Below are 16,211 nucleotides of genomic sequence, written 5' to 3'. Positions count from 1 at the left end.
CTGGAAACGAAAGAGGAGTGACTTGATTTGACTCCATCAACGTCAACCCGTCTACTTGATTTACTCACAGAACGAAACGATCAAGTTCGACGCATGAGTGAACAATCCTGGAATGAGCAGAGTGACATCCACATCTCAAACTCGGAATGGTACATTCTCGCTACACTTTATCAATCAAAAACGACCATCGCCGAGGTCACGCGAAGTGTCCACATCTCTCGGCAAGCGATTCATAAATTGATTAAGAACTTGGAAGGAAAAGCGCTCGTTCTTGTGACGGACCATCCGCAAAATCGAAAGGACAAATGTATCGAGTTGACCCCACTCGGCCATACTTGTTATGAACAGAACGAGACGCTCAAAGCGCAACTCGAGCAACGGATTCAAGAAGGCATCGGACAAGAGGCGTTCGATCAACTGAAAACCATTCTACGGATGGACTGGAAACTATAATCGCGTCGGGTTAAACTCGCCGCGATTTTTATATGCATACATTTCACTAAACGTCAACCTAGTTGACATTTCACCTTCTGAATGACTATGCTTATAGATAAGGAAGAGGTGATCGACTTGTTTAAAGCTGGAGACTTAATCATCTACTCGACCCATGGCGTATGTCGGATCGACGACATTTCGGACAAAACGGTCGCAGGAGAAACGAAATCGTACTATACGCTTCACCCGATCAACAACTCACAGAAATTACAGATCAGTATTCCGGTCGATAATGACAATGTGATGATGTTGACGTTGCTCGAAGCAGACGAAGCATTAGAAATTTTAGAGTCGTTCCGTTCGCCTGGCGTTGAATGGAATCCACATTCGAACAACCGGAATCGGGAATTTTTAAATGTCGTCCATTCAGGAAATCGTCACGACATCGCTCAAGTCGTCAATACACTGAGCCGTCGACACATCGAAGCGCTCCACGCCAACAAGAAGCTATACGAACAAGATCGTAAGATTCTAGAGAATGCCAAAACCATTTTGGTGAAAGAAATCTCACTTGCTCTCAATCGTTCAGAAAGCGACATTGAGCGCAACATATCTGAATACTTACATGAAAGCATGGCGACACTCACACCTTGACCCCTTCCCCGCGGAAGCGGTCTTTTTTTGTTCTGTCACAATAATATACTTATTTTTACAATTATGGGGTATCCTAATAAAAATAACTCAAATGATATAGGGAGGATGTTAGGATGCAACTGCACTCTAGTACGACCCATGTCACCGATACGCATGTTGTCCGGGCCATCGAAAATAATTTAGCCATCATTCGTTTTGATGAAAATCGCCGTGTCGCTTACGTCAATGAGATTTTCGCAAGAACGATGGGCTATGAAGTCAATGAGCTGATGGGACGTCCCCATCGCGACCTTTGCTTATCCGAGTTTGCGAACAGTCCCCAGTACGAACTGTTTTGGCGGAAACTGATGCAAGGGTTAAGCTATCACGACAAAATCGAACGACGTGCCGCCGATGGCCATAGTGTTTGGCTAGAGGCGACTTATATGCCGATTTTCGATGACACGAACCAGCGTGTCATCGGTGTATCTAAGATTGCGGCCGATATCACGTCTCGTCAACAGGATGTCCTCCACATGGCAAATGACCTTCAAGAAACATCGGAGTATTTATCTGCTCAGTCTAAGCTAGGAAAGCAGGACGGGGAACATGTGCTAGAGAACGTTAAACAAATCGAAGCCGAATCGATTCAAAATCGGGAGCACTTGCTTGCGCTCCAACAAGAGGCAAAGACGATTACAGACATCGTCCGGACGATTCGCGAAATTGCTGCTCAAACCAACCTGCTCGCTCTCAATGCAGCCATCGAGGCGGCACGCGCAGGTGAACATGGACGGGGGTTCAATGTCGTCGCGACGGAAGTACGCAACCTGTCGAATAAAGTATCCCTCTCCATTACGGAAGTGAATACCAACATCGAAGGGATCGTCAAACGCATCGATGACGTGTCGACGAGCATTGGGCGCATCTCTCATAAAGTCCAAGACAGCTCCGGACAACTCGAGCAGACGGTGCGGGAGTTCGAAAAATTAGCCGATTCAGCCGCCACGCTCGAGCAACAGGCGAAGACGTTTCTTAAAATGGTGTAACGCTAAAAACCGTTCAATTGAAGCAGAGACAACACGTCTTGCTTCGGATGAGCGGTTTTTGTCATCTTTCTTTAAACTGGTTCAATACATCATCTCTTAACTTTTGAAACGCGTTTCCCTTCCGTCCATAGTATTTCAAGTGTTTGGTGCAAAATACGACATCTGTCGCACCACAAGGATAGGTAATCGGAATGGGACCAAGGTCAATCCAATCTTGAAGGCGATACGAGCGATTGTACTCGAACGGAAAAAGGATCTCTTCAGATTCTAACCATTTCATCAAATCACGTGTCGCATCCAGACTATGCACGACGACGACAGGCGGGGTATGCTCAAGCATCAGTTTGCGAAACCATTCCTGACCAGCTTCTCTAATTTGAGGCGGCATCGCCTTTAGTTGTTTCGCATTGCTCGTCGGATATGCATTGATATTCGTCTCCAGCACTTCAATCTTCCCATTCGACTTCGTTTCTAAATGTTCCACCAGATGATTTAGTCCGATTCTCGTTTTTGAAAAAGGTTGTTTTCCTTTTTCGACGTTTTTCTGATGGATAAATGTTAAAAATGATTCTCTGTTTGTTATTAAATCAACGTATCGATTGACATCACAATTTACATCTGTTTTTAAAATCGAAGTAGCTGGGTTAATTCCAACTACAAAGACATTCGGTTTCGACCATTTGTATTTACTGACAAACGGTCGCAAATATTCTTTCGTAGTGACGCCCTCCACAAACTCTTTCTCAACAAACTCTTTCAACTCGTTTTGATTCATGAGACACCGCTCCTTATTCATCTTCAATCTGTAGTGATTCTGCCGACGCCGTATTCGTGATTTTATGATACTGCTCAAATTCATCTGTCACTTCTTCTAGATATTCAGGACCGACGAATAACACGTTCGTCCCCTTCTCGATTAATACGAGAGGATACCCTCGAAATGTGACCGCATCCATCACATCCTGTACATTCGATAGAATCAATGTATCCTGTGTAGGATGAAACAATCTCACTTCGTGGAGATCAAGCCATTTCAACACACGTTTGAGATCCCATTCTCCATCTAACGCTATGGAGACGAGGATATAGTGATCGTCCTGACGCATCAGCACAGCAAAACAATCAGCGAGTTGAATCGACTCTGTCTTCAATTCCGTTGCATACTCCTCATAGTTTGGAATGATACAATACTCAAAGTGATCATCGTATGTTCGCAGATGCTTTAAGTAATGTGCATATTTTTTCTGCTCCCACTTGCTCAGTTTAATCGGATCGATGACGTCTCCCTCCTTTTCATATTCCTATTTTTGTAAATACCCATTTTTTTCGTCTCCTTTTACAGTCCCAAAAGAAAAAGCGAGCATACGATTGTATACTCGCCTCATCCTCTTCAGTTGTGGACCATATCTTTTTCTTCTAAACCGAGTGTGACCGCTGTCGATTCATGAATCGTCTTGAATAGGTCAGGATGTTCCGAAAGCTTCAAGCCATAAGACGGAACCATCTCTTTGATTTTCTCTTCCCATTCCGGTAACTGTTGCGGGAAGCACTGTTCGAGTACTTTCAACATGACGTGAACGGCAGTCGATGCACCTGGAGAAGCACCGAGAAGTGCCGCGACCGATCCATCTTCCGCGCTGACGACTTCTGTACCGAATTGAAGCGTCCCTTTGCCTTGCGGTGTATCTTTAATGACCTGAACCCGTTGTCCGGCCACGACAATCTCCCAATCTTCATTCTTAGCATTCGGAATGAATTCACGAAGTTCATCCATGCGCTTGTCGTGTGACAAGAGTACCTGCTCGATCAAGTATTTCGTGAGTGGCATCTCTTTTGCCCCTGCCGCAAGCATCGTGATGACGTTGTTCGGTTTGACTGAACGAATCAAATCTAAATTCGAACCTGTTTTCAAGAATTTCGGTGTAAAGCCGGCGAACGGTCCAAACAACAACTCTTTTCGTCCATCGATAAAGCGCGTATCGAGGTGCGGTACCGACATCGGTGGTGCCCCAACTTTCGCCTTCCCGTAGACTTTCGCATGATGTTGCTCGATGACCTCACGATTTTTACAGACGAGGAAGAGCCCACTGACCGGGAACCCACCGATTTGTTTCGACTCCGGGATTCCTGTTTTCTGTAAGAGTGGCAAACTTCCTCCTCCTCCTCCGATGAAGAGGAATGGTGCCGTATGCGTCTCAATTTTGTTCGCAGACAAGTCTTTCACTTTCACTTCCCAAAGACCGTTGTCGAGACGCTTGACGTCCTCGACGCTATGGCCGTAGTTGACCTCGACCCCGTTCGATGTGAGATGGTCAAACAACATACGTGTCAACGCACCAAAGTTCACATCCGTCCCCGAATCAATCTTCGTCGCGGCAATCGGTTCGTCCGATGTCCGTCCGTCCATGATGAGCGGGAACCATTCCCGTAACTGACTCGGATCGTCCGACAAAACCATGCCTTCAAACAGCGGATTCGTTGTGAGCGCTTCCAAACGGCGTTTCAAGAAGTCGACATTCTTCTCCCCTTGGACCATACTCATATGTGGAATCGAGCGAATGAAGGCACCTGGATTTTCAATCAATCCTTGTTTGACGAGATGCGCCCAAAATTGACGCGAGATTTGGAACTGTTCGTTGACGTTGACCGCTTTGGAAATGTCGATCGTCCCATCCGCGTTCTCCGTTGTATAGTTTAATTCGCACAGTGCGGCGTGTCCCGTACCTGCGTTATTCCATTCGTTTGAACTTTCTTCCCCTGCTGCATCGAGTTTTTCGAACACTTTGATGTTCCACTCTGGTACGAGCTCTTTAAAGAGTGAACCGAGCGTCGCGCTCATGATGCCTGCCCCAATCAAAATGACGTCTGTTCTCGTTTGCGTACTGCTCATGAAAACCCCATCCTTATCCCCTGAATTTTTTTGTTATACAACCGGAGAATCCCCATTCTTCAATCGTATATTTTATAATCGTTATACCGATTATAACTCTTTTGTGATGAATGATAAGGGTTATGTATGATTTTTTGTGTTGAAACTTTTTATGAAAAACGGAATGATTCTTTAAAGCGAAGGAGGGGTTCTATTGAGACGTGGCATACGTTTTACAATACCGAATCAATATGGTCAGTTTTTGCAGGCGATTTTGGGTCCAATCCCTCTTGATCAATACCGATGGAAAGTAATTGATGAGGAATCGTATATCGTGAAAGATGGGCAACTTGATTGTCTGTTGTTTTTTGATTCGACCGTAATCGATGGTCGTCAATTCGCTGAACTGCTCAAACAGCATGAACACTATTTGATTTTCGTTGATATCAAAGCATTTCAATGCGATATGTCCTCGGAAATCGTAACGTATGAAGACTTTTTACATAGTACGTGCGAGTTCGTGCTATTAGTGACGGACAGTCAAGACGTCACAATCTACTGTAAAGACCAAGAGATGCTCAATTCCCTTTACGAAAATGCATCTTTGCATGGATTTAAGGAAATCACATACATCACAAGTCATAATGACTCGATGACACGCTTATCTTGCTGGTAATTGAGCATTTCAAAAAGGAGAATCCACTATGCCTACGCTCTATCTGATTCGCCACTGCTCCGCAACCGGTCAAGAACCCGATGCACCTCTGACGGACTCGGGTCACGAACAAGCACTCCTGCTCCGTGACTTCTTTCGTGAGGTTCCAATTGACCGAATCATCTCCAGCGATTACACGCGAGCGGTCGCTTCGGTAACGCCACTCGCCGATGCGCATCAGCTCTCAATCGAACGTGAACCGTTACTGCGAGAACGCATCCTGTCCCACGAACCGCTCGAAGACTGGCTGACGCCGTTACGTCAGTCGTTCATCGACCCGACGTTCAAATTGCCTGATGCTGAATCTGGTATGGAGGCGACGAATCGTATCCTACAAGTCGTGGAGCGTGCTCAATCTCCACATGGTTCGACATTACTCGTGACACACGGCAACTTACTTGCGCTCCTCTTACAACATCTCGACCCACAATATGACTTTGATACATGGCGCAAGATGCGTAACCCAGACGTTTATCGCTTGGATTTCAGTGATGAAAATCCATTCCTCGAACATATTTGGATCAACAAATAAGCCGTCTCACAATGAGACGGCTTTTGTTATTTCTCCACGAAGAACATCGAGATGGCACCGAGACCAACGTGCGTCCCGACCGAAACCCCCATCTGCATGAGGTAAATCTCGCCTGTGAAATCTGTTTCTGCTTCAATCTTCGCTTTTAAGTTTTCGGCAATTCGTTGATCTGATGTGTACCCGATGATCACGAAATTCGTGATGTCTGGATTCACGCGCTTCACGAACTCGTCCGTATAATGCTTCAACACTTTACGTGTACCACGTTCCTTGGCAACAATCGCACCTTTGCCGTCCTTCATGCTCATAATCGGCTTCACCATGAGTAGCTTCCCGATGATGGCACTCGCATTTGAGATACGCCCGCTCTTGATCAAGTGGTCCAAGTCATCCACGGACAAGAAGTGTTTCACTTTCGTCTTATACGTCTCGTTGAAATCGACGAGCTGTTCGAACGTCGCACCCGCTTCACGCATCTGCGCACTCTTCAGCAACAACCAGCCACTACCGTGACTCATCGAACGAGAATCGACGACGTGAATCTTTACAGTCGAGTCAGGATGCGCTTCTTCAAAGTACTCTTTTCCAATCACGGCTGACTGATACGAGCCGCTCGTGCCGCTCGACATACAGATGCATAAAATCTCTTCGTGACCAGAAGCGACCGCATCTTCCATCAACTTCAAGAACGTCGCCGGGCTCGGCATCGCCGTCGTCGGGAATTCCGGGAGCGCTTCCAACATTCCGTAAAAATCATCCGGCTGGATATCCACCCGGTCCTGATAAGACATATTGTTCATCGTAATGATCAACGGCGCGACCCCGATGTTGTACTGTTCAAGCACTGCATCCGATAAGTCACACGTTGAATCTGCTAGTAATTTAATCATACATTCCTCCAAAACCTTCTCCATAAGTGACGGGAATCATCCTATAACTTCGTCGATTCCGACGTCACGATAGGACCTCCTTTAGTGTAGCAGATTTGGAGGGGGAAATGTTTTTTTACTGGGTTTGATGTGCGACTTGTTTCTCGTGGTGCAAAAGCCATTCTTTTCGCCACAATCCGCCGGCATACCCCGTTAATTTCCCGTTCGACCCGATGACACGATGACATGGAACAACAATGCTCAGCTTGTTGCGACCGTTCGTCGCCCCGACCGCCCGGACAGCCGCAGGTCGTTCTACGCGTTCGGCGAGTTCGCGATAGGAAGCCGTCTCCGCATAAGGGATCGTTTGTAACGCTTTCCATACGTCATGCTGAAACGTTGTACCGGTTTGTTCAGTCGGAAACGTGAACGTCATTCGATCGCCATGAAAATAGGCAGCGAGTTCCTCCTTACACTGTCGCAATACATTTGGGATACCTGATTCAGGCGATTGCGCCTCTTCTCGTGCGACGAATAGAATCGATTGAATGACCGTTTCTGTCCCAACGATTTCGATCACGCCAATCGGTGTCTTCATGTCTAATTTATACGTCTCCATATAATGACCTCCACAGATAGAATGTCGCATATCCTTCCCAACCTTGCCAGCGCTCCCCGTATCGCTTCACTTCTTCAATCGTCGGCTTTTCAGGCGTACCTAATTGATGTTGAATCGCTTGATGCAATCCGACATCCGCGATGGGAAAGGCTGATGCGTCCTGAAAACACTTCATCAATACATAGTCTGCCGTCCAGGCTCCGACGCCACGTATGGAAAGTAACCGTTGACGAATGTCAGCTGAAGATTGTGATTGTAGCAACGCTTTCGATAGCGTTCCGTTAGTTATTTCCCGTGCAATATCAATGACATACTCGGATTTTCTTCGACTAAACTGAAGCTCGCGCAACGCTTCCGGCTCAAGCAAAGCGATTCGTTCTGCACGTGGGAACGTCCAGTACACCTGATCTCCGATGACTCGCTGATCTCCATATCGTTCGACGAATCGACGTTTGACTGTATAGGCGAAGGATAACGTGATTTGTTGCCCGATGATGGCCCATGTGAGTGCCTCGAACAAATCTGGAAATCCAATCATCCGCAACCCGCGATGCGCTTCGATTAATGGTGCCAACAATTCATCCTTTGCACCCATCGCCTCAAAGGGTGTTAAATCACGGTCAAGGTCTAACCAGTCACGTACCTCACGTTCCACGCATTCTTTTTCCGTATCTGAAACGTCATCGACCGGGAACACCACGCGAATGTGGTCTTGCTCTTCTAAAAGTTCGACGAGGATGGGACGCTCCCCGATCCGCATCAACTTTTGAATCGCCTCGTCCGTCGTGACATGTAGCACCTCTTGCTCGGACCGACTTAAAAAGACGAGACATTCATTAAAATCAAACGGTTGCGGAACGTCTAGTAACAAATCGTTCATACGTCCCCTCCTTTTCGATACATATTCGGTGTACAACCTTTCACTCGGCGAAAGACTCGGTAAAAGTTCGACGGCGTTTGAAACCCGACCTCATAGCAGACCGTCAAATTGCTCATGGAAGTCGTTCGCAATAAATAAGCCGCCTTGTCGATGCGTAGTCGTTCCAACAGCTGCCTTGGTGTTTCTCCTGTCGCTTGGGTGAACGTTCGCTCCAAATGGAACGGACTCAGCTGGACATGCTCAGCAATCTGTTCAAGACGAATCGGTTGCTTGTAATGTTCCATCAGATATACCGTCACCTGTTTGACGAGCGCGCGGTGTGGGGCATGCTCGACTTCTGGCTGGCATCGCTTGCACGGTCGAAACCCTTTCGCTTCCACCTCTTGTCTTGTCATATAAAAATCGACATTCTCTTTTTTCGGTTTGCGGGAACGACACGATGGTCGACAATAAATTCCCGTCGTCTTCACGGCTGTATAAAATAGTCCATCATACGTCGCGTCACAAGCGAGCACTTTCGTCCATTTTTCTTCAAATGTCAGCATCTCCACACCCCTTTCTTATTTCACTGTAGCAAAGATAAAAACAATATTTCGTCCTTTTTCTTGCGCTTATAATCCCCTCATTTGAAACGTTTTACAGATTTCAATCGTATCCTATAGTACGATTTAGTTAGAAGACGCTGTCAGTCATATGACAGATAAGGAGAAAACCTCATGCGCACTCGTTTTTCATGGAAACAATTAAAATGGCTCATCCCTATAGCGTTAATCGGATTGATTTTATTCCAGAGCGGACAAGAGTTGAAAGACCTCTCACTCGCGACCGCCTTCACGACATTGAAACAATTGACCGGATGGGAGCAGTTCACACTCATCCTATTTGGCGGATTCGCTGTCTTGACGATGACCGGCTACGATTACTTCCTGCTCCGCTCGTTACACATTCAATTACCGAAGCGAAAAGTCGTCCAAACGGCATGGATCACGAACTCAATGAATGGGATGCTCGGATTCGGTGGAGTGATTGGGATTGCCCTTCGTACTTCCCTGTACCGTCCTTATACGGACACAAAACGCTTGCTCCGCGCGATCGGTTGGATGACTCCGACACTCATCAGTGGGCTTTCCATCCTTTCCATCGGTGTGCTCGTCGGGATTTTCCCGGCAGGCGCACTCGTCGGGACGAAACCGTGGATTTGGCCGGTATTACTTGCGGTGAGTGCGATGCTCCCATTCTATCTATTCGTCACGTCACGACGATCAAACGTGGGTTGGTCCACCTTGATTGGTTACACGATGACTTCACTTGCGGAATGGGTCACGGCAGGACTCGTCGCCGTCTATGCGCTATCGTTACTCGACGGGTCAGCTTCGTTCACGCAACTCTTTGGAGTCTTTATCGTCGCCACGGTCGTCGGTGTCGTCTCACTCGTCCCCGGAGGTGCCGGTACGTTTGATTTACTGTATCTTGTCGGGATGACACAGCTTGGGATTCATCAAGACATCGTTCTCTCATCTTTAATGATCTATCGGTTCGTCTATTTCGTCGTTCCGTTTTTGATCGGTCTCTTTTTAGCTGCCATCGCGTTCGGAGACCAGGTCGTCAAACAAATCGAATATCGGCCAATCATTGGGTCCTCTTATGAAATCGGGACCGTCGTCTGGCGCATCGTTTCACGGACGCTCGCAAAGATCGGGCGCTTAACAGGTAGCCTCATTGCCTTGATGAGCAGTTTGTTGATTTGGTTCCAGACACTTCTCCCGAGTGTGACACCACTCTATGAAGTGAATCGTTGGTTCGAATGGATCGGGACGCTTCTTTTATTGAGTGCTGGATTACTCATGTTCCTTTCCGTCTATGGCATGTATGTGCGGACGAAGCGAACGCTCTGGTTACTCAACACGGCATTCATCTGGGCTTCAATCGGCGTCATCGCTCGTGGTTTGAACTTATTTGAGACATTCGTCGTCATCGGTTTCGCGACATTCGTCTGGTTGACGCGTAAACGACACGTCCGATATCGCTCCATTTTAACGACTGGTCGTCTCATTCGAAATTTGTTCTATGTCCTGCTATACGTCGGCTCACACGCCCTGTTGCTACAGTCGTTCGCCGGCACCGATGACTTATTTTTCACATCCCATCAGGCTGGCTGGTTGACGGTGTTACTTCTCCTCTTCACGTCACTCGTGGCAAGTGCACTTCTGCTTCTGTTCGACCGTTGGAAACGCCCGGCGCTCGGAGAAGCATACGATGAAGATCGCATCAGACAGTTCCAAGCAACACAGCACACATCGAGTAGCTTTGACTTGGCCCATATGGCAGATAAACGATTTTATATCAATGAAGCTGGAAACGCATGTCTCTTGTTTGCGACAGCGCGGAACCACGCGATCGTCCTTGGTGACATTCAAGGGGAACGACAGGCCGCGACTGCGTTATTGACACGTTTCATCGAGGATGCGGACCGAATTGGATATATTCCTTTATTTTATCAAATCACACCGAATTGGATGCCACGCCTTCATGATGCCGGCTTCACGTTCTTCAAGCTAGGGGAAGAGGCGACGATTGACGTGTCGACCTTCTCGTTGTCGGGTAAGAAGCGTGCGAATATGCGCTCCCTTTACAATCAATTCGAAAAGAAGGGAATCACGTTCGAGATCGTCTGTGAGCCAAGCCTCCTGTTATTAGAGGAGTTAAAAGAGATTTCAGATGAGTGGATTGGAAATCGGAACGAGAAAGGATTCTCTCTCGGTTTCTTCGACTACGAAACGTTGACACGTTATCCAATCGCTCTGTTACGAGATGCGGATGGTGTCGTCGTCGCCTTCATTTCGTTGCTCAGAGGGAATGGAGCCATTTCAATCGATTTGATGCGTTCGAAAAATGATGCGCCGTCCGGAGCAATCGAAGTGCTGATTCTTCACATCATCGAATGGGCACGTGCGGAAGGCTATGAACATGTCGGACTCGGCGTGGCACCACTTGCCGCCGTTGGTGAGCAGACATTCTCCCATTGGCCAGAGCGCGTCGCCGCCGATATTTTCGAAAACATCAGTTATATTTATCCGTTCAGCGGCCTGAGACAGTTTAAACAAAAGTTCAAACCGTCTTGGGAAGGGCGTTATCTCGCATTCCGACAACGTCGTAAATTGTTGCCGTCGATTTTACGAACGGCGCGATTGATTAGTCGGAAACGCTAAAAAACAGGAATTTCTCATCGTGAGAAATTCCTGTTTTGCGTATCATCTTATTTCAACGTCACACTCACGTTATCAATCGTGATGTCATGCGCACCAAGTGGTGACCCTTCTGTGCGTCCCATCAAGAACTTCAATCCTGTCATATCCGTCACCGGCATCGTCACTTCAAACGTATACGTGTTCGTTTCCGGTGTGACCGAAACGACTTCGCTCAAGTAGCGATAGTACCCGGCATTCTCTAACGTCACTTCGAATGAACGAGCGACTGTAGAAGATGCATCGAATTGAACGACGTACGTTTGGTCTTGTTGTAACTCAAGACCACCTTGTTCCATAAGGACACTCCATGCTTCGTTTCCTTCTTGCGTAATCGAGATACGCGCCGCCTCATTCACCGCTTCGACAGCAGCCTGTGCGTCAAAGTGTACATAGGAGCCCCAGTTTGTGAGACCTTCTGTGAAAGCACCGTTTTTAAGTGGAGATGGATCGATATAAATCGGCGTGACATCGCGCAATTCGACATCATCGATCTCAATCACACCTTTTTCAGAACCGAGAATGAACTGAAGCTGGCTCATGAGGTCCGTTCCGGCTTCCATCGTGAACGGAATTTCATACGTATCGAACGCTTCTGATAGAGCGACACGCTGAAGCGGAAGGTAGGCATCCCCATTCGCACCGTTCAATCCGACTTGAAGACCGTCTACACGCTCTGCACGTGCTTTGAAGCGGAGAACGTATTCATGTCCTTCTTGCAATTGAATTCCTTGTTGCACCAATGTTGCCGGTGCTCCTTTTTTCTTGTTCGTTTCGAAACGGAAGAGACGCTCTACTGGATCCACTGTTCCTGTCCCTTTCGTGACACCTGGGTCGAACGTCCAATACGTCATGCGATCCATCGCACCTTGATCGAACGTACCGTTATATACATGGTTTCCGTCTCCAAGCTTCGGTTTTGTCGCATTCGGGTCGAACGCCTCACGAGGTGTCTGCTCGACACGGACGTTCCCGATTTGGACACCAGACGTGCTCAGTCCGACATTGAACTCGAGACGTGCCGCAAGGTCAGTCTCTTCTGTCATATCGAATGTCATCGAGTACGTTTGAACATCTGTCGTCAAATCAAATGACCCTTCATCTGAATATTTCGCATAGCCTCGGTCCGGTCCACCGCCAACTTTAACGGCAATCGAACGCGCCGCGTCCGCCTTGGCGTCAAACGTCACTTTATAGTGTCCGCCCTGTCCAAGTGACACGTTTTGAATCAATTGATGCGAGTACGGCTGGCTTCCCGCCTGATCAATCGAAATGTCGGCGAATCGCGACCCTGCCAAATCAATCACATCGACTGAGCCGACCCCACCAAAGTCAGGAAGCGCCACATAGTTCCAATACGTCGGGTTGAGCGCCTGTGCACCGTTTGTCACCGTCGTAATCGGTTCTGTATAGTCTTCATCATAGACAAGGTTCCCGTCTTCTAAAGGTTGTTTCGCACCTTCTGGTAACACGATTTCCTCATCCGAGTATGTCGGTTCGACAGCATCACGATATTTCCCGTTCTTCAAGTCAAAGACGCGGACGTAATCGACTTCCATCTCTGCCGGGAACGGTGTCGTCTCGTCAACGTCCCCATCGAACCATCCACCGACTGCCAAGTTCATAATCAAATAGAAATCTTGGTCGAATGGCGCAGGATAACTATATTTTGAAGCCTTGTTTGCTTCTTTCGCATACCAATCGTTTTGCGTCTGATACAATTGTCCGTCTACATACCAACGAATCTCACCAGGCTCCCACTCGACCGCATATGTATGCCATTTGTCGATGCCGTCACCCTCTGCGAAGTGATAGTCTTTCCCCGTGTATTTGTTGTTTGGCCATGTTTCCCCGTAGTGAATCGTGCCAGCGACTTTATCTGGCTGACTGCCCCATGACTCCATGATGTCGATTTCACCAGATGCGGCCCAACCACCGTAGCGGTCTTCTTCTGGAAGCATCCAAAATGCAGGCCAAAGCCCTTTTCCTGTCGGGAGTTTGGCTCTCATCTCATAACGACCATACGTCTTACTGAACGTACCCTTTGTCGTCAACTTCGCCGATGTGTAATCATATGTGCCGAATTGATCCGATGCTTGTTCTTTCTTTGCACGGATGACAAGCTTCCCGTCTTGTACGAAAGCGTTTTCGTTTTTGTCCGTATAAAATTGCTTCTCATTGTTTCCCCAACCGGCAGCGACTGGATTTCCGTCTTTGTCGACAATCCAGTTCCCCGTTTCAAAATTCCACTTCGAGTGATCGATTTCAGCCTTACTAAACTCATCTGACCAGACAAGTTTCCACTTGGCGTCGTCGGCTTTTGAACTCTTTTCAGCCGGCACCTCTTGTGGCAATGACAGGACAAGACCTGTCCCGAGTGCGAGTGCAACCCATTTCTTCATCATGTGTCCTCCTTCAGGATAAGGGATGGCAAACTTTCAGACCGTTCTTTTTGAAAGCGATTTCCGAAAGCGCTTTCGTTAACACCATTATAAAATTTTATCCATTCCAACTTCAACCACTTTTCGGAAGTGAAATCAAAATGACATAAAAAAGCACCGACTCATGTCGATGCTTCCCACATTTAAGAATCCACTTTCACTGCAGCTTTATGATTGATTCCTCCCCATTGTCCTCGCATCGCAAACAGCAACGGAATCATCGGTTCATGGTATGGAATGAACTCATGCTGTCGAATCATTTGAAGAATTGTCGCCTCATCCGCCCATTTCACAGCCTGCACTTCAGATTCCTGTAGCGTCAACTCATTCAAATCCACTTCCGCTTCAACAAGGTAAATATCGTCAAATCCTTCGTCAAAATTGACCGTCAGATGCGGTCGTGTCTGAGATAGATCAAGCTTGAGCCCAATCTCTTCTTCGAGCTCACGCATCGCGGCTTGCTGACTTGTATCCCCTACAGTCGCACTTCCTCCGACCGTGATATCCCACATGTTGGCCCAACCATCCTTGAACGGTTGGCGCTGTTGAATCAGCATTTCGCCCTTCTGGTTAAAGATACATACGTGGATGACAAGATGATACTCGTTTTCTGGCAATCGACTTCCTCGTTGCCATGTGCGGCCCGTCTTTTCACGGTCGACCGTATAAACATCCCAAAATTCCATTAGATACTCTCCCTTATGTTGCTGCACTTGATGCCGCTGCTTGATCGGCTTTCGCGCAATCGATGGCTACGACGATGGAGATGAGCAAATGTTCCATCTCCGGTTCTTCGACACGAATCTCGTAACTGTCTCCCCACGAGAACCATTTCTTCTGCACACTTCCGATGGATTGTCCGTTCTTCGTCACGTCAAAATCCATGTCCCACCAATCCCCTTGGACATCAATCCTGGCCGCATCGATCGAATATTTCGGTTTAAAGAATGAAAATTCTTTCGAGATGGTCATCATATCTGTGCCATCCACTTCCACAAAAAACTTTGGCAAGAAACTGAACGTCTTTTTCGTGATTGTTGTGACCGTCTGATCGTTCGTATCTTTGATTTCAAATGACTTTGGAAACTTCATAAAGCTACCTTCGATGAAATATTTGTCATGTCCGTCCGCATCCTTGATGGTAAAGCGCCCGCGTAAGCTTAACACTTTTTGTTTCATGTAGAGCGTATGCATGATGATCCCTCCGATTTTTTGTAGTCCTTTACGTACGAGTCCAACTTCGAAATCGATTCACTTATCGCAAAACTGTCTCCTTTGATACAAGTTTAAGTACATCCGACAAGTGATTCGCAATATAGTCCGCTTCTTTTAATTCCGCTTCTTGTGCAAAATCAAAACGACAGCCGATCGACGTCAGTCCGTTCACTCGTGCAGCCATGATATCCGATAATCGGTCACCTACCACGAAGCCGTTCTGTAGTTTATACTTCTTCACGATTTCAGCCACCAAATCGCCCTTATCCAACGTATCGATTTGTTGAATGCTATATGTTTCTGTGATCCAACGATCCAATTCATAGTGCGTGACGATGGCTTGCAAATAGTCCACCAAACCATTGCTGGCAATGAAAATCGGATGTCCCATCTGCTTCAATTGTTCAAACAGCTCGAGTACCCCCGGATATAATGCTCCATTCCCGTTTTCAATGTTTTCGATGAGTCGTCGTAAGAAATAGACGTCCGTCTCCTCTCTAACCTGTACCCCGTGTTGCGGAAGCAGTGTCTCCCATACGACGGGTAACGGTACGCCCATGATGTTCCGATATTGATCAATCGGTGTCGGCCCATCCCATTCGCCATTTTTTCGTAGGTACTCAAACGTTTCATCCAACGCCAACTCTAAAATCAAATCTGTCCGAAACAATGTTCCGTCCATGTCAAAAATCACTGCGTGTTTCATCTG

Annotated in this window: 17 protein-coding genes; 6 read left to right on the top strand and 11 right to left on the bottom strand. The window is 47.3% G+C overall.

The window, feature by feature from the left end:
• Positions 1 to 27 precede the first annotated feature (27 nt).
• The 3 genes from KNO87_RS09790 to KNO87_RS09780 all read left to right on the top strand — a co-directional run bounded on the left by KNO87_RS09790 (position 28) and on the right by KNO87_RS09780 (position 2,117).
• Complete coding sequence (locus KNO87_RS09790; protein WP_214790032.1) at positions 28 to 453, top strand: MarR family winged helix-turn-helix transcriptional regulator; 426 nt, start codon at positions 28 to 30, stop codon at positions 451 to 453.
• Between the two features lie 108 nt (positions 454 to 561).
• A complete protein-coding gene (locus tag KNO87_RS09785) occupies positions 562 to 1,089 on the top strand; it encodes a CarD family transcriptional regulator (protein WP_260569981.1) in 528 nt (175 codons plus the stop codon).
• A 113-nt stretch (positions 1,090 to 1,202) separates the two neighbouring features.
• Complete coding sequence (locus tag KNO87_RS09780; RefSeq protein ID WP_214795862.1) at positions 1,203 to 2,117, top strand: methyl-accepting chemotaxis protein; 915 nt, start codon at positions 1,203 to 1,205, stop codon at positions 2,115 to 2,117.
• Positions 2,118 to 2,178: 61 nt separating this feature from the next.
• Here the strand turns inward: KNO87_RS09780 and KNO87_RS09775 are convergent, their stop codons facing one another.
• From KNO87_RS09775 to KNO87_RS09765, 3 genes are all read right to left on the bottom strand, one after another.
• On the bottom strand, positions 2,179 to 2,892 hold the full coding sequence (locus KNO87_RS09775; RefSeq protein ID WP_214795860.1) for a hypothetical protein: 714 nt from the start codon (positions 2,890 to 2,892) through the stop codon (positions 2,179 to 2,181).
• A 13-nt stretch (positions 2,893 to 2,905) separates the two neighbouring features.
• Positions 2,906 to 3,268 carry a hypothetical protein gene (locus KNO87_RS09770; protein WP_214795858.1) on the bottom strand — a complete coding sequence of 121 codons (363 nt, stop codon included), beginning with the start codon at positions 3,266 to 3,268 and terminating at the stop codon, positions 2,906 to 2,908.
• 239 nt (positions 3,269 to 3,507) lie between these two features.
• On the bottom strand, positions 3,508 to 5,007 hold the full coding sequence (locus tag KNO87_RS09765; protein ID WP_214795856.1) for a malate:quinone oxidoreductase: 1,500 nt from the start codon (positions 5,005 to 5,007) through the stop codon (positions 3,508 to 3,510).
• A gap of 193 nt (positions 5,008 to 5,200) precedes the next feature.
• Here KNO87_RS09765 and KNO87_RS09760 point away from each other — a divergent pair, with 193 nt between their 5' ends.
• Together KNO87_RS09760 and KNO87_RS09755 are read left to right on the top strand one after the other, a co-directional pair.
• The gene (locus KNO87_RS09760) at positions 5,201 to 5,662 is read left to right on the top strand and encodes a DUF2691 family protein (protein ID WP_214795854.1); all 462 of its coding nucleotides are present in this window, start codon (positions 5,201 to 5,203) and stop codon (positions 5,660 to 5,662) included.
• Positions 5,663 to 5,690: 28 nt separating this feature from the next.
• On the top strand, positions 5,691 to 6,233 hold the full coding sequence (locus tag KNO87_RS09755; RefSeq protein WP_214795852.1) for a histidine phosphatase family protein: 543 nt from the start codon (positions 5,691 to 5,693) through the stop codon (positions 6,231 to 6,233).
• Between the two features lie 26 nt (positions 6,234 to 6,259).
• Here the strand turns inward: KNO87_RS09755 and KNO87_RS09750 are convergent, their stop codons facing one another.
• From KNO87_RS09750 to KNO87_RS09735, 4 genes are all read right to left on the bottom strand, one after another.
• Positions 6,260 to 7,123, bottom strand: coding sequence for a DegV family protein (locus KNO87_RS09750; RefSeq protein WP_214795850.1), 864 nt, complete (start codon positions 7,121 to 7,123; stop codon positions 6,260 to 6,262).
• A 115-nt stretch (positions 7,124 to 7,238) separates the two neighbouring features.
• Positions 7,239 to 7,721 (bottom strand): methylated-DNA--[protein]-cysteine S-methyltransferase, encoded by a 483-nt coding sequence (locus tag KNO87_RS09745; protein ID WP_214795848.1) that lies wholly within the window; start codon positions 7,719 to 7,721, stop codon positions 7,239 to 7,241.
• Positions 7,708 to 8,601 (bottom strand): DNA-3-methyladenine glycosylase family protein, encoded by an 894-nt coding sequence (locus tag KNO87_RS09740; protein WP_214795846.1) that lies wholly within the window; start codon positions 8,599 to 8,601, stop codon positions 7,708 to 7,710. Before KNO87_RS09740 ends, KNO87_RS09745 begins: the two co-directional genes overlap by 14 nt.
• Positions 8,598 to 9,146 carry a bifunctional transcriptional activator/DNA repair enzyme AdaA gene (locus tag KNO87_RS09735; protein ID WP_214790016.1) on the bottom strand — a complete coding sequence of 183 codons (549 nt, stop codon included), beginning with the start codon at positions 9,144 to 9,146 and terminating at the stop codon, positions 8,598 to 8,600. The genes KNO87_RS09740 and KNO87_RS09735 overlap by 4 nt, the downstream gene beginning before the upstream one ends.
• Before the next feature lie 171 nt (positions 9,147 to 9,317).
• On the opposite strand from KNO87_RS09735, the gene mprF reads away from it, so the two are divergent.
• Positions 9,318 to 11,810 carry a bifunctional lysylphosphatidylglycerol flippase/synthetase MprF gene (mprF, locus tag KNO87_RS09730; protein WP_214795844.1) on the top strand — a complete coding sequence of 831 codons (2,493 nt, stop codon included), beginning with the start codon at positions 9,318 to 9,320 and terminating at the stop codon, positions 11,808 to 11,810.
• Positions 11,811 to 11,857: 47 nt separating this feature from the next.
• Here the strand turns inward: mprF and KNO87_RS09725 are convergent, their stop codons facing one another.
• The 4 genes from KNO87_RS09725 to KNO87_RS09710 all read right to left on the bottom strand — a co-directional run bounded on the left by KNO87_RS09725 (position 11,858) and on the right by KNO87_RS09710 (position 16,208).
• Positions 11,858 to 14,248 (bottom strand): carbohydrate binding domain-containing protein, encoded by a 2,391-nt coding sequence (locus KNO87_RS09725; protein ID WP_214795842.1) that lies wholly within the window; start codon positions 14,246 to 14,248, stop codon positions 11,858 to 11,860.
• 182 nt (positions 14,249 to 14,430) lie between these two features.
• The gene (locus KNO87_RS09720) at positions 14,431 to 14,973 is read right to left on the bottom strand and encodes an NUDIX hydrolase (protein ID WP_214795840.1); all 543 of its coding nucleotides are present in this window, start codon (positions 14,971 to 14,973) and stop codon (positions 14,431 to 14,433) included.
• 13 nt (positions 14,974 to 14,986) lie between these two features.
• Positions 14,987 to 15,481 carry an LURP-one-related/scramblase family protein gene (locus KNO87_RS09715; RefSeq protein WP_214795838.1) on the bottom strand — a complete coding sequence of 165 codons (495 nt, stop codon included), beginning with the start codon at positions 15,479 to 15,481 and terminating at the stop codon, positions 14,987 to 14,989.
• Positions 15,482 to 15,542: 61 nt separating this feature from the next.
• Positions 15,543 to 16,208 carry an HAD family hydrolase gene (locus KNO87_RS09710; protein WP_214795836.1) on the bottom strand — a complete coding sequence of 222 codons (666 nt, stop codon included), beginning with the start codon at positions 16,206 to 16,208 and terminating at the stop codon, positions 15,543 to 15,545.
• Positions 16,209 to 16,211: the final 3 nt, after the last annotated feature.

It is taken from the genome of Exiguobacterium sp. s34 (assembly GCF_018617435.1).
Taxonomy (GTDB): domain Bacteria; phylum Bacillota; class Bacilli; order Exiguobacteriales; family Exiguobacteriaceae; genus Exiguobacterium; species Exiguobacterium aestuarii.
This window is presented reverse-complemented; position numbering and strand designations above follow the sequence as displayed.

Coding starts and splice junctions, on each gene's coding strand:
- KNO87_RS09780 (WP_214795862.1), top strand. CDS start 1,203: ATGCAACTGCACTCTAGTACGACCCATGTCACCGATACGCATGTTGTC.
- KNO87_RS09775 (WP_214795860.1), bottom strand. CDS start 2,892: ATGAATCAAAACGAGTTGAAAGAGTTTGTTGAGAAAGAGTTTGTGGAG.
- KNO87_RS09765 (WP_214795856.1), bottom strand. CDS start 5,007: ATGAGCAGTACGCAAACGAGAACAGACGTCATTTTGATTGGGGCAGGC.
- KNO87_RS09755 (WP_214795852.1), top strand. CDS start 5,691: ATGCCTACGCTCTATCTGATTCGCCACTGCTCCGCAACCGGTCAAGAA.
- KNO87_RS09750 (WP_214795850.1), bottom strand. CDS start 7,123: ATGATTAAATTACTAGCAGATTCAACGTGTGACTTATCGGATGCAGTG.
- KNO87_RS09745 (WP_214795848.1), bottom strand. CDS start 7,721: ATGGAGACGTATAAATTAGACATGAAGACACCGATTGGCGTGATCGAA.
- KNO87_RS09740 (WP_214795846.1), bottom strand. CDS start 8,601: ATGAACGATTTGTTACTAGACGTTCCGCAACCGTTTGATTTTAATGAA.
- KNO87_RS09735 (WP_214790016.1), bottom strand. CDS start 9,146: ATGCTGACATTTGAAGAAAAATGGACGAAAGTGCTCGCTTGTGACGCG.
- mprF (WP_214795844.1), top strand. CDS start 9,318: ATGCGCACTCGTTTTTCATGGAAACAATTAAAATGGCTCATCCCTATA.
- KNO87_RS09725 (WP_214795842.1), bottom strand. CDS start 14,248: ATGAAGAAATGGGTTGCACTCGCACTCGGGACAGGTCTTGTCCTGTCA.
- KNO87_RS09720 (WP_214795840.1), bottom strand. CDS start 14,973: ATGGAATTTTGGGATGTTTATACGGTCGACCGTGAAAAGACGGGCCGC.
- KNO87_RS09715 (WP_214795838.1), bottom strand. CDS start 15,481: ATGCATACGCTCTACATGAAACAAAAAGTGTTAAGCTTACGCGGGCGC.
- KNO87_RS09710 (WP_214795836.1), bottom strand. CDS start 16,208: ATGAAACACGCAGTGATTTTTGACATGGACGGAACATTGTTTCGGACA.